Source organism: Pseudomonas caspiana (genome assembly GCF_002158995.1).
In the GTDB taxonomy this organism is placed as follows: domain Bacteria; phylum Pseudomonadota; class Gammaproteobacteria; order Pseudomonadales; family Pseudomonadaceae; genus Aquipseudomonas; species Aquipseudomonas caspiana.
Map to the genome: position 1 here is coordinate 374462 of NZ_LOHF01000001.1, position 12803 is coordinate 387264.

Consider the following 12803-nt stretch of genomic DNA (forward strand, 5'->3'; position numbering starts at 1 on the left):
CGTCGGTTGAGCGCTATTACAACCGCCGACAGGCCAACTGTTCACCACCCTGGTGCATCCTTAGAGTTCACGGGCAGTGGCTCATATGGCAGTGCGAGAAGGCTTTCAGGCTGGAACTTTGAGTGTTGAGCCTTATAGCCCCGCCAAATTGATTTACCAGAAAGCGGGCTTCGTGCACGGGGCAGAAGCCCATGGTTGCCTGACTTACGAATGCTGCAATGCTCCCAGTGACCTCCTTGAGCACCGCTAGGGCGTTGAGGTTCGTTCCGCTAGATAGCCTTTGTACTGCGGTTGAGGCTGCGTGCCATCCAGTTTTTGGTAGTCCAGATCTTCGCTGTCGAGCCCGTCCAGGCCCTGAATGCCCCCTATGAGAGCAGGCCAGTCTTTGCGCTTGGCGGCAGCGACGACGTAAGGCCGCAGGTACTCATCCAGTGGGCGATGGTTTGGTTCGAGGATTTCTGCGCTGAGAGCCGCCAGATAGCCGTCTTTGGTCGTCTGACTCCAGTCAATGCTAAAACCAGCCCGATAGCAGAGCTCTGTGAAGATCAAAAGGATCGTTCTGCCGTTCCCATCTAGGAAGGGGTGAGCTAGGGCAAGCAGGCCCATAACCTCACCAGGTCTGTCTCTGAACCGAGCGTGCTTGTTCGCGGAGGAAATTGCGTATTCGGCGGCGCGGACGATGTCTACAGCATCAGCAAATTCGGTGTAGCCTGGCGTACCTTTTCGGCCTTTGCTGATTCGCAGGTCAGGCGTTACCTGCATGCGATCTTGACCAGCCCAAGGATAGATTTCCTGGAAGAGCACTCGATGAACATCGAGGATGGATGGGTAATCGATGTTATCGAGACCAGCCAGATAAGCGAGCGCCTGTTCAATGTTGGCTTCAAACGAGGCATGCTCTAGACGCTTTACAGTGTTGAGGTCGGTCAGCTGGAAGTGGTTGCGGAGATAACCGGCAGTCTCGAAATCACCAAAGGGGTCGAAGCTCACGCTTGGAGCTTCTTCTTCGATTTGGATTTGCTAGCGCCTTTTTCCTTCAGGTATCGCACCTGCATCGCAAGCAGATCAGAGGTGCTCATAACGCCTTTTCGCTTCAAATTCACGAGCAACTGCTCGACCGTATCCAGAGCAACACTGTCGCCGGACAGGGAGGTGATGCACGTAGCCATACGGCTGACGCTATCTCGCTTCGCGGTTACCTTGTGAACCTTAGCCAAATGGCGGACTTCACTGGCAACGCTTTTGGTGGCTGATTGAGTCATTAAGCGGCCCTCTCACTCGGTACAACGTCATTCTACATCACTCCGAGATTTTTGGTGCCACTACGCTCCTAACGCGTCTCGGCCGCAGAACGCATCTAATTGCCTGTTCGACCTTGCATATCTGAAAGCTCCCAGCGGGCTTTGTCACACTCACGTCTGACCGCCTCTAGGTCGGATGCAAGTAGCGAGTTTATTTGCACCAGCTTCGCTACGTTTGAGCGAGATCGCCTGAGCTCTGACCAAACCTGTCTCAGCTCGCTGTGCAGGATCGTGCACTTGTGGCGCGCCATTTCGAGCGGGGATGGCAGTCCAAGTTCGACGCCGTCGTCGTCTATGAGGTCATCATCCATCGTAGGATACCTGGAGAACATTTGTACTCCGTTAAGGTTATCCCCTGGTGCTGTATGAATCAACAGTGTTTTATGTCATTGATATCGCGCGCCATCCTCGGCTCGTTGAGTTTGTACGGCAAGGACGGGGCCATCGGTTGGTGACCTGAGAACAAAGCGCGGTTGGCTTGGGACTTAATACCCCGCATCCGTGGAAACCTTAATCGGAACCTTCAACATCTGAGCGATGACCTCCATGTTCATCTGCAGGCTGTCCGTCATCTGATCGAAAAACCGCTCTCCTTGCTCTGACTCGAAGTCGGCATTCAGTACCACCTGGATGGAGGGGTAGCGTGAGTAGCGTTCTCTGAGATGCACCAAAAGGCTGCTGGTCACGACCTCAACACATTGCTCACTCAAGCGCTCGCCAAAGCCCAAGGAGTGGTAGGTGGGACGGATGAAGACAGCATCCAGGTAAACCCATGCCATGAACGGCTCTCCAGCAGTCAGGGCCTCCTCTTCATCAGGTGCTGAAAGCCTGCAGCGACAGAGCCCCGCCAGTTCGTTGTCGATCCAAAGCTCCAGGTTTTCGGCGCCGAGGAAATATTTGCGGTTGAGTGGAGATCCTGCCCGGGTGATCTCATCCACAAGAGGTGCCTTCTGCTCATCGGTAGCCAGCCCTACCGAGATGTAGCAGTTCCATTCAGAGCCGCTGTCCGCCTGATGTGGGAAGACGGTGACCTGTTGATGGGAGATGATGATGGTCTGGTCTGCGTTCCTTTCGCAGACGTTGAAGAGGTATATGGCAAGGCAAAATCCAAATACGACGCTGAGCAGGCGCAGCTACAAGCTATTGCAGAAGGCACCAATGATCGGCGTTGGGTGCTCGCTTCGCTAAAGGCCAAAAACTGCCCGATCCCAGGACAATAACCGAACGAACACGGCACTGAGCCAGTGCACCCTATTCGTAGTGAATGCTGCTCTGCTCTCGTCGCCGTGAAGTAGAGCAGCACCCCGAGGATGTTAATTTAAACACCGAGGTCGCGAGATCCTGGCCAGCTCCAGTGCGAGTGCTGGCCCATCGGGAATTTCGTTATTATTACATTGCTCAGGCATTTTCGCATTTGGGCAAGTGGATTCAGCAAGTGGCGCTCGCCTGGCTGGTCTATCACCTTACAGGGTCAGCATCCCTTCTGGGGCTGACCACTTTTTGCGCTCTCATCCCTCAGGTTCTTCTTGGGCCTTTGGCTGGAGCCTGGGCGGATAAACATGACAAACGCAAGTTGTTGATGGTGATCATGGCGTTGCTCGGGGCCCAATCATTCATTCTGGCTATCCTCACCGCCACGCACCTGATCACAGCCGAAATCATTATCGGCATGTCGTTATTGCTGGGCGTATTCAACTCATTAGAAAACCCGTTGCGCCAAGCGATGATCAGCAATTTCATCCGCGATCGGCGAGATCTTCCCAATGGCCTTGCGTTGAATGCGATGTTGCTCAACGCATCACGTTTCGCAGGCCCTCCGCTCGCGGGGTTGCTGAATGCTAGTACTGGCGAGGCAATCTGCTTCCTGATCAATAGCTTGGCTTTTTTTGGCACCGATCTGGGTGCTTTATAAGGTGCCGGGCCGGCCTAGCGTTAAAAGCAAAAAACCACTGGGTGCAGCTTTCCACGAAGGCATTACCTACAGTTTGGCCAATCCTGCAATTCACATGCTGATGATCAGCGCCATCGCAACAAACGTTACTGCGTCTAGCTACGCGACCTTGCTCCCGATACTTGCCAAAAATGTGTTCTCTGGTGACGCGCGGACACTCGGTTGGCTTTGGGGGGCGGCAGGTGTAGGCGCATTCGCAGCCACCATCGCGCTGTCCCTGCAGAAGGGTACGAAGCATTTGAAAGACATCATTCTTGGATGCATTCTCGCCAGTGCATTAGGGTTGGTGGGGAGTGCGCTTACGGAAAACATCACTCTTTGCATGGTGTCGTTAGCTGTAGTTGGATTTGGGATCAGCGCCTCCAACGTCAGCTCCAATATCTCACTGCAGAGTCTGGCGAGCGACGAATTCAGAGGGCGGATCGTGGCTTTCTACATCGCCATTCGATTTGGTTTCGAAGCAGTTGATGGGGGGATCGCAGGGGGACTGGCGAGCCTCATGGGAACTAGGAATACATTGGTTGTTGAAGGGGTAGTCTTGGCCATCGTCGGTATCATCCTCCTTATGAACCGCAGTACCTTCGACCAGATGGTCGAGATCGAGCCTGCGAATGCCGATTTGAATGAGCGGTCAGTCGCGTAGCCATAGGTACAAGACCAATGGGGTGGCCCCTTAAAAAAACAAAAGCCAACACCCGCGTGGAGGTGTTGGCCTTTGGCAGTGACCTCCTGCCGGAGAGCACCTATCCGATCAAATACTTGGTTTGAATGTCTGAGGGTTTCTAACAAGTATTTGATCAAAACGCTGGCACAAAAAAGCTGCACCAGAGCTGGATTTTCTATGTAGGTGGTTCTGTTTTTAACAAGTTTTCTTCTGAGCCAAATGGTCATGATTTCCATTGATGAATGGTTTGCCACTGATTAACCAGTGGCTGCACCATAAATTATAACGATCAAGAAAAATGACGGTTATTTTTTAATTTTTTCCCCGTAGAAGTGTGTCATATCTTCTGGTGGAGTTGTGATGCTGATGTACTCTAAGCTTTCGCTGCCAGTGTTTTTGACGCCATGGATGGTCTTGGGTGGTGTCCTGACTACGTCCCCTACGTGAATTTCTTGGCTTGTGTCATTCTCAAGAAGCAAGGTGCCCGTTCCTTTCTGTACGATCCAGATCTGCTCGGAGATAGGGTGGGAATGCCGCTCAGAGATTGCTCCAGGGGCCATGGTCACTGAAGTTATGGTGACCTGGGACTCTGGTGAGTTATCTACTGACAGTAGTTGTACAGAGTCCTTTCCTGGATTACGTAAGACGACTGCTTTGGCTGCTGGAAGGATCTGAACTGGCAACGTGGCCTCCTGGTGTTTTGCTGACTCGGCTCGCTCGGCAGCTGAGCTATTTGAGGACATCGCAGATGTCATTGTATCAAGACTCATATTGGCTGCATGAGCCGGAGCTTGGATCATCAAGGCGGTAAAAAGTAAGGTACCGAAACGCATAGAATGTTACTCCTTTTTGTTGTTTTTGTCTGAAGCTGCAGGATCCCACGCCCAGCCTGGGTTATCTCGGCGCAAGATCAGGCGTAAATCACGTCTTCAGCGCTAGCGCATTTAACGGAATATAAAATGCTATTAAGGTGCTGATACGGGTTTAGTCATCGCTTTGGCACTAGGTGAGTTTTCTGAATATGAGTCACTGTTAGCCGTTTTTGATTTTTCTTGCGTAAACAGCACTAGGACTGCGCAGACCAAGAGGCAGCCAGCCATTAGGGTAAAGGCCGACTGATAGCTCCCACCTGTGGCGCTGATCGACAGCCCAATTGCGAGCGGAGCGATAGATCCACCAATCTTCCCTGCACCATTGATAACTGCGCTAAGGACTCCCATTGCCTGGCTAGGCATACTTTCGGTTACCAGCGCCCAGAATGGCCCTTGAGCCATAAAAATCCCGAACCCCGCCGTCAAGGCCATTAATGCAATACATGCTTCAGCGCTATCCACTTGAAATGCCGCGAACAAAGAGGCAGCGCCGATAACCCAAATAGCGCTGAGAAAACGCGACTTATTACCACCGAAGATTTTCGTGCCAATAGTGTTCGCCAGCATCAACCCAACAAAGCCAGCGAGGAATGGTAGGGATGCATAGATTCCCATTTTGACCATCGCGAAATGTCGAACGTCCACCAGATAGGATGGCATCCAGGAGAAAAAGCCCCAGTAAGTAATATCGTAAACTAGATATATAATGCAAAGTATTAGCAGCTTTGGAACTTTGAACGCTTGAAGGAGGGTTAGCTTATCGGTCTGATTGCTGGCAGGTTGCCCCTCCAGGATCTCATTCTGTTCAGCTTGGGTGATATCAGGATGCTCGCTGGGACGTGAATACAGATGCCTGTACACCAAAATCGCAACCAGAATTCCCGGTATTGCGAATGCATAAAACATCGTGCGCCAACCAAAGCTCTGTACAAACCAGACGACTATCAATGGTGTAACTGCCGGAGCGAGTGCGGTCGCCCCAGACATAAAGGACGTAGCTCGCAACCGTTCCGATTTCGGAAACCATACTGATACAGCTTTGAAAGCAGCGGGAGGTTGAAATGCTTCGCCGACACCGAATAGGAATCGCACGATGACCATACTGACAAGACCTGTTGCCATGCCGGTAGCCGCAGTGAAGACTGTCCACCAGGTTAACGCTATTAACATGGTTTTTCGCGAACCAATCCGATCAGCTAAAAGTCCGCCAATAACTTGGAACCAACCGTAACCAAATATGAAGGCACTCATTACGAGGCCGATCTGGCCGGCACTCAAGCCTAGTTCTTTCGCTATGTATGGTGCCGCCACGCTAAAGTTAGCTCGATCAAGAAAGGCCACTATGTATATTAGCCAAAGTATCAAAAGCGTACGATTTCTTATTTTCCATTGCTTAGTCATGTGCTGACTCCTGCAGGGTACGTATTTAGGCTGCAATAATATTGCCTGAATTTGCGCGCACACCGCGCACGGAGGCTTATGGCAAATAGGTGCATGCTTGCGCCATTTTGCAATAAGACTTATGCGTGGTTATTCGGATAGAACGATGCCTGTTGCTGTTGTTTAATTTACTTTCGACAGTTCGTGTCCGGTTCTTAGTTTATTTGATGTGCTGGATGTACACGGGCGACATCCGAAGTCGTATTCGACTTGATCAGCACCAGAATAAGTCCCGTCGCAATAAACAGTGAGTAGCCCAACAGGTAAAAGCTGCTGGCTGGAGACCCTCCTTCAGCAAGGATAGCCACGGCGAACGGGCCGATAATGCCACCCAGACTTGCGAATATGTTCATCAAACCAATGGCGGGGCCTGCTTGATTTTTGGGAAACATGCTAATGGCCCAATTCCACCAAGTCCCTGCACCTGAATACAGCCCCGCTCCCGCGATAGAGAATGTAAGCAATGCCCATCCAAGCGTATCAGGGCCATAATGCTGGGCGAACAACGCCAGCCCCGCAATCGTAATGGGTATCGCTACGAACCAACCTTTGGAATGACGGGTCTTGTCTGAAAACCTTGCGTTCAAGTACATAGCTATCGCGCCGAAGATGAATGGAATAGCAGTCAAGATACCAGCCGTCGAGTAGCCATGAGCTGTGTATTGCTTGATCAACGAAGGCATCCAAAGACCAAAGCTAAAAATGCCCATGATCCAGCAATGGGAGGCAAGCCCCAACAGCCAGACCGTGGGGCGCTTTAATACATCCACAAAGCGAGCATTGTTACTGGTGCCTTGATCGCGAGTTTTCAGAATATAGGCGCGTTCTTCTTCTCCGATACGCTTATCAAATGCAGGATCGTCCGTGACTAGCAGCATGAAAATTACACCGATAGCGATGGCAGGTATTCCTTGTAATACGAACATATGTTGCCAGCTCATAGTATCCACCATCCATCCAGATAGTGGCGCAATGAATACAGACGACATTGGCAGCGCATATTGAGCAACACTGACTGCTCGCCCTCTCTCATTTCCAGGGAACCACCGTATAAAAAGTACCGCGAATGAGGGCCAGATCACGCCCTCAGCGATACCCATCAGCACGCGGACTGCAATCAGCGCTTCATATTTTGTTACCAGCCCGGTCAGACACGCGCTGATTCCGGTCAAAATCATGGCACCTGCAACCACCTTCACCGGGCCGACTCTCTGGGCAAGCCATCCCCCTGGTATTTGTGTGAGAATGTAACCACAGAAAAAAGCAGACAATAGTGCACCGACTAGGCGAATACTTAGGTCTAAGTCATGTGCCATTTGTGGGGCAGCTACTCCGATGTTCGACCGATCAGCAAAGGCGATGAAGTAGCTAATGAAAATCAGAACGCCTACCCGACTCCAACGGCTTCGTCCTCCTTTGGAAAGAGTCCTTCCCACTGCAGCTGATACTGGACGTTTCTCTTCTGAGGAAACACTTGGCTCTTGCATGATGTATCTCCGCGTCTAATTTTTATTGTTACGCTCAAAAATGTGAGTCAACAGCCTGTGTTTATTCGTCTTTTCCAGTGAATGGGGGCAAGTCCGGCGACTGGGGAAGTAAATGCTTTGACTGATCTATTCAGCAGGCATCCTAAGTAAGCAGTCTTTCGATCTGGCCCGCCGAACGCGAGGCTGGATATGTTCCCCAGTCGAGATCTGCCGGCGGTGCTCATGTCCACGGCGCCCAAGGTGCCTTCCAGCACTTTTGCAGCTAGCCTCCGAACGTAGTCTTGGTCAGTGTCCTCTAGAATCACTTGCAGTGACCCGTCATCGGGGCGTAGCACCAGGAGCCGGTTGCTACCAATGCAGGTGATCCACAGCCCGCCACACTCATCGAAGGTGAGTCCGTCCGGAAAATCTGCACCATCAAACTGGATCACGACTTCCTTAGGCCCTAGTCGACCGCCGTTGTACAAAGGGAATCGACTGGTTTTCTGGTTATACGTCTCATTGACGTACATCCATTGGCCGCACGGTGAGAAGGCAATCTCATTGGTGTAGCCGATTCCGTCGGCTACGATGCGTGCACCGAGAGTGTCAATGACTCCAATGTAACCATCGGCTACTCGATGATTCCACGCAGCTGTACGTGGTTTCAGTCTTGTGCTGACTGTGAACCACAGCCGCCCGTCAGCATCATTCACCAAGTAGTTACTTGGTGGGAGAGGTTGGCCATTCAAAAGTGTGAGTACAGGCTTCACCTCACCGTTGTGGGAGATGGCAAAGAGACCTCCCTCATCCTTCCCCAAATCGGCAAACATAATTTCACCCGTTTCGGCCAAAGCAATGCCGTTCGGGAGGAAGGTTCGCTCAGCATGGCTTTTGATCAGTACATGCTCGACTTTGCCTTGGCCGGAGATTACGGAGTAACCGGCGCCTCCATGGGCCGCAATCAGAGTGCCGTTATCTAGGGCGAGCAAGCACTCAGGCCGGTTCAGTCCGTCCGCGACGGTCTGCAGATCCTCGAATGAAACCGCGAACTCTTTACTCATCGGATACTGCATGTTCATTCTCCCGCAGACTTCAGGGACTTCAGTTGGCCGCTATGCGTCGACCAAGCCAGGCTCCCTTGAGTTGAGGCAGTAGGGGAGTATTCGCACCCTATCCAACCCCGATAGCCCGCACTGAGCAGCGCCTTGAACACTGCATCGAAGTTGATTTCCCCCGTGCCAGGCTCATGCCTCCCTGGGTTATCTGCGATCTGTACATGCGCCGCGTAAGGCAGGCTCAGCAGCATGTTCTCGATCAGATTTCCTTCACCGCGTTGGAGATGGAAGAGATCCAACATGATCTTGATGTTTGGTAACCCAAGCCTCTCAATTACCTCACGTGCCTGGGCTTGGGTATTGAGCAAGTAGGTTGGTCGGTCGAGGATATTCAGTGGCTCAATCATCACTGTTTTTTCAATGGCTGCAGCCGCATGGGCCGCAAACGCGATGTTTTCGATGTAGCACGCCCACGCTTTCTCCTTCGTGACTTCAGCCAGGACATGGCCCGCCATCACATGGATTTGAGGGCAGCGCATCACTTCTGCGTATTCAAGCGCCTTTCCTACGCTGTCTTGGAAAGCTCCCCGCCGCTTTGGATCTACGGCTAATCCCCATTCACCAGCATCTACATCGCCAGCAGGTGTGTTCAGGCCAACGCATATCAGCGAATGCTGTTCGATCAACTCACCTACCCGATGCAAAGGCAGTTCGTAGGGAAACCATAACTCGATGGCCTCAAATCCCAGGTTGGCGGCGGCGCCAAAACGTTTTTCGAGCTCCAAATCCTGGAACAAAATTGACAGGTTTGCTGAGAGTCTCAGTTGTGACGGCGCGCTCATGAAGTAGCCCCCGACGTGTGTGGCAGGTAATCGAGCTGCCAATCATCAAAGACTTCAGCATTGTGCTGACCATGTGACGGCGCTGGGTAACGTATCCGGCAGGGGGTAGCAGACAGTTTCACCGGGAAGCCCAACATTTTTACGGTGCCATGGTTGCCGTGTGGCACATCAATAACCATCTGCTGATGAACAGTTTGAGGGCTCTGAAAGGCTTCGGACAACGGTTGGACAACTCCGCAAGGCACACCTGCATCGTTGAGCAATGTCACCCAATGCGCCTGGGAGTACTGTGCTGTGTACACACTGATAAGAGCATTGAGCTCTGATCGATGCTCCATGCGTTTCTGATTGGTAGAGAAACGAGGATCGTCAAGTAGGGACGACGCACCAATGACTTTCAAGAAGCGCTGTAATACTCCTTCAGTGCTCGGGGCTACAGCGATGGCTCCATCATTCGCAGGGAAGAGCCCATATGGAGCAGTGATTGGATGGTCGTTACCGCTTCGCACGGGAGCGTCTCCGGTGGCCAAGAAGTCCGACGCGTACCAGGCGAACATGCTCATCAACGAGTCCACCATGGCGGCTTCAACACGTTGGCCTTTACCAGTGGTATCTCTGGCGCGCAACGCGTTGACGATACCGAATGCACAATAGAGCCCGGCAACAAGGTCTGAGATAGGTATTCCAGTCCGCAGCGGACTATCTGAAGCCGTGCCGTTCAGGCTCATAAATCCACTCATCGCTTGCGCGATGAAATCAAACGCCGGTCTCTGGCTGTTTGGCCCTGTAGATCCATAGCCATTGATTGATGCAACAATAAGCTTGGGATTGATGGCCTCTAGACGCTCGGCACTTAACCCCATTTTATCCAGTACACCGGGTCGGAAATTCTCAACCAGTACATCGGCTTTGCTCAGCAACTGGTTCAATTGGCGAAGGCCATCTTGAGTGCGTAGATCCAGACATACTGAGCGCTTATTGCGATTGAACCCCGCGAAATAGGTGCTCAGTCCGTTCTGGATCGTCCCCTGACCACGTATTGGATCGCCTTCCCCAGGAGCTTCAATCTTCACCACGTCTGCACCCATGTCGCCAAGCAACATGGTGCAGAAAGGGCCTGACAAAATCCGCGTGAGGTCGACCACCTTGATACCGCTTAATGGAAGGCTCATGAGATCACCCTGCTGCCGTAGCGGTAGCTTCCGCTGAGTGAAGCCGTAAGCGCGGGCCCGCTTTCATGACTTGGCCAGCTAGAGTCTTTCCAAGGAACCTTTCCATTTTTTTGGCGACACTAATGGCACGTTCCAGGTCGATACCGGTCTCGTAACCCGCTTCGTGCAGAAGGTAAATCAGATCTTCTGTGCAGATGTTGCCGGTTGCTCCTGCTGCGAATGGGCATCCACCCAAGCCGGCTACGGAAGAGTCAAAGCGTGTAATGCCTTCTTCAAGACCGACCAGCACGTTGGCCAGTCCAATCCCTCGGGTGTTGTGAAGATGCAGCGCGAGATCCACGCCTGGCACCGCTGCACGCACAGCGCGCACTAGAGCTCTGATGTTCTGCGGGGTTGCCATGCCGGTGGTGTCACTGAGGGTGATTTCAGTCACGCCAACGCGGACGTAACGACGGGCAATTTCTTGGACTTTTTCTACCGGGATATCGCCCTCAAACGGGCAACCAAAGGCTGTGGCCACTGCTCCAATAATCTTCATTGGCCTAGGGCGGCTGCGCAGGCTGAATGCAACCTCAGAGAGTCCGTCGAGCGTTTCCTGAAGGCTTCGGTTGAGATTCTTGCGGTTGTGGGTATTGGAGGCAGAACAAAGCAATACGGCGGCGTCCAGATCGGTCTGGATCGCGCGCTGCGCGGCTCGAAGGTTTGGCACCAAAGCAGATAGGCGGGTGTCTGAGCGACGGTTGATCCCAGCGAGAACGACTTCGGCATCGGCCAACTGCGGTACGGCTTTGGGGGATACAAAGGAGGTGACTTCGATATTCTTCAGACCAGCGTCAAGCATATCGTTGATAAGCTCGATTTTTCTCTGCGTAGGGATGAATGTGTGTTCGATTTGCAAGCCATCCCGGGTGCCGACCTCGGTGACTTCGATGATAGGCTTGCTAGAGCTTGCCAGCGTTGCGCCTTCGTTTTGACTGTTCGTCATCTTGTCTTCTCCTGCTGTGTGCCCTGGTACGATCAGGCCGCCCAGGTTGCGATTGTTTTTTTGTATCCTTCCTCCAATTACCTGCCCCGAAAAGCGATCATTAAAGCTTCCCCCCCTCTCCAAATGAGATGGCTATAGATGCGTGACCTTGATACCCGTACCGCCCGCATTTTTCTCGCCGTGGCCGAGGAGGGCAGCATTGCGAAAGCTGCTGTCCGTGAGCACATCGTGGCTTCCGCTGTGAGCAAGCGGCTGAAGGAGCTTGAACAGGCTCTGGATGTCACCTTGGTCGAGCGGAGTCAGCAGGGAATCCGTTTAACGCCCGCAGGCGAAGCTATGGCTCACCACGCACGTCAGGTGATTCGGGCGCTGGACTTGATGCGTGTGGAAATGTCGGAATACGGGCAGGGCATTCGTGGAGTGGTGCGAGTTCGGGTCAGCGCGTCAGCGCTATCGGTAGGCTTGCCTCAACAAATACAAGAATTCCTGAAGCAACATCAGGACATCAGGCTCGATCTTGAAGAACTGGAGACTCCTCTGATCGTCAGGGAAGTAGCAGAAGGGCGTGCCGATGTCGGCGTTTGCCCTGGCCTGTTTTTTGACGATCGACTGGAGGTTTTTCCTTTCGCTGATTATCAATTGTCGATAGTTGTACCGGAGGGGCACGCCCTTAGTCATGAAGCCAGCGTGTATTATGAACAGACGTTGATGTACGACCATGTAGAACAGCCTCGCACCACCGCTCTCGCTCAGTTAGTGGACTACGCGGCCAAGCAGAGTTCGTTACTCAAGACTGTCCGCATAAGGGTTCGGGGATTTGATGCTGTATGCCGAATGATCGGCCTCGGCATGGGAGTGGGTATCGTGCCGTCATTTCTCGCCGAGGCCTACGGAGCGACATACGGGCTCGCATTCGTACCGCTGCTTGACTCGTGGGCAAAGCCAAAAATCTGCGTGATCTGTCATCAACACGAAACCCTTTCACCAGCGGCGTCCGCGTTTTTGCAGTACCTCAAGCTGATCTGATCTGTAGCGTTTGGATGTCCACCTCT

The 12803-nt window shown here is 52.6% G+C and carries 12 protein-coding genes and 1 pseudogene; 3 read left to right on the plus strand and 10 right to left on the minus strand.

Going from position 1 to position 12803, the window contains the following annotated elements:
• Positions 1-246: 246 nt before the first annotated feature.
• The 3 genes from AUC60_RS01655 to AUC60_RS01670 form a co-directional block, all read right to left on the minus strand.
• Positions 247-990 (minus strand): Fic/DOC family protein, encoded by a 744-nt coding sequence (locus AUC60_RS01655; protein ID WP_087264330.1) that lies wholly within the window; start codon positions 988-990, stop codon positions 247-249.
• Positions 987-1262, minus strand: coding sequence for a hypothetical protein (locus tag AUC60_RS01660; protein ID WP_087264331.1), 276 nt, complete (start codon positions 1260-1262; stop codon positions 987-989). The genes AUC60_RS01655 and AUC60_RS01660 overlap by 4 nt, the downstream gene beginning before the upstream one ends.
• A 524-nt stretch (positions 1263-1786) precedes the next feature.
• Positions 1787-2239: a hypothetical protein gene (locus AUC60_RS01670; protein WP_087264335.1), complete on the minus strand. Its 453-nt coding sequence runs from the start codon at positions 2237-2239 to the stop codon at positions 1787-1789.
• Positions 2240-2314: 75 nt separating this feature from the next.
• Between AUC60_RS01670 and AUC60_RS01675 the strand changes: the two genes are divergently transcribed.
• A complete protein-coding gene (locus tag AUC60_RS01675; RefSeq protein WP_087264337.1) occupies positions 2315-2521 on the plus strand; it encodes an RraA family protein in 207 nt (68 codons plus the stop codon).
• A 174-nt stretch (positions 2522-2695) separates the two neighbouring features.
• Positions 2696-3895: pseudogene (locus AUC60_RS01680) on the plus strand (MFS transporter); the annotation flags it as partial.
• A gap of 326 nt (positions 3896-4221) precedes the next feature.
• Here AUC60_RS01680 and AUC60_RS01685 read toward each other — a convergent pair.
• The 7 genes from AUC60_RS01685 to AUC60_RS01715 form a co-directional block, all read right to left on the minus strand.
• Positions 4222-4749, minus strand: a complete 528-nt coding sequence (locus AUC60_RS01685; protein WP_087264339.1) for a cupin domain-containing protein — start codon at positions 4747-4749, stop codon at positions 4222-4224.
• 132 nt (positions 4750-4881) lie between these two features.
• Positions 4882-6189, minus strand: coding sequence for an MFS transporter (locus AUC60_RS01690; RefSeq protein ID WP_087264341.1), 1308 nt, complete (start codon positions 6187-6189; stop codon positions 4882-4884).
• Between the two features lie 194 nt (positions 6190-6383).
• Positions 6384-7715 (minus strand): MFS transporter, encoded by a 1332-nt coding sequence (locus AUC60_RS01695; protein WP_087264343.1) that lies wholly within the window; start codon positions 7713-7715, stop codon positions 6384-6386.
• A 47-nt stretch (positions 7716-7762) separates the two neighbouring features.
• Positions 7763-8770, minus strand: a complete 1008-nt coding sequence (locus tag AUC60_RS01700) for an SMP-30/gluconolactonase/LRE family protein (RefSeq protein WP_087264345.1) — start codon at positions 8768-8770, stop codon at positions 7763-7765.
• A 2-nt stretch (positions 8771-8772) separates the two neighbouring features.
• On the minus strand, positions 8773-9594 hold the full coding sequence (locus tag AUC60_RS01705) for a hydroxypyruvate isomerase family protein (RefSeq protein WP_087264347.1): 822 nt from the start codon (positions 9592-9594) through the stop codon (positions 8773-8775).
• Entirely contained in the window at positions 9591-10766 is a 1176-nt protein-coding gene (locus AUC60_RS01710; RefSeq protein ID WP_087264348.1) for a CaiB/BaiF CoA transferase family protein, read from the minus strand. Before AUC60_RS01710 ends, AUC60_RS01705 begins: the two co-directional genes overlap by 4 nt.
• A gap of 4 nt (positions 10767-10770) precedes the next feature.
• Positions 10771-11751, minus strand: a complete 981-nt coding sequence (locus AUC60_RS01715) for a hydroxymethylglutaryl-CoA lyase (RefSeq protein WP_087264350.1) — start codon at positions 11749-11751, stop codon at positions 10771-10773.
• 138 nt (positions 11752-11889) lie between these two features.
• Between AUC60_RS01715 and AUC60_RS01720 the strand changes: the two genes are divergently transcribed.
• On the plus strand, positions 11890-12777 hold the full coding sequence (locus AUC60_RS01720) for a LysR family transcriptional regulator (RefSeq protein WP_087264352.1): 888 nt from the start codon (positions 11890-11892) through the stop codon (positions 12775-12777).
• The last annotated feature ends 26 nt before the right edge of the window (positions 12778-12803 follow it).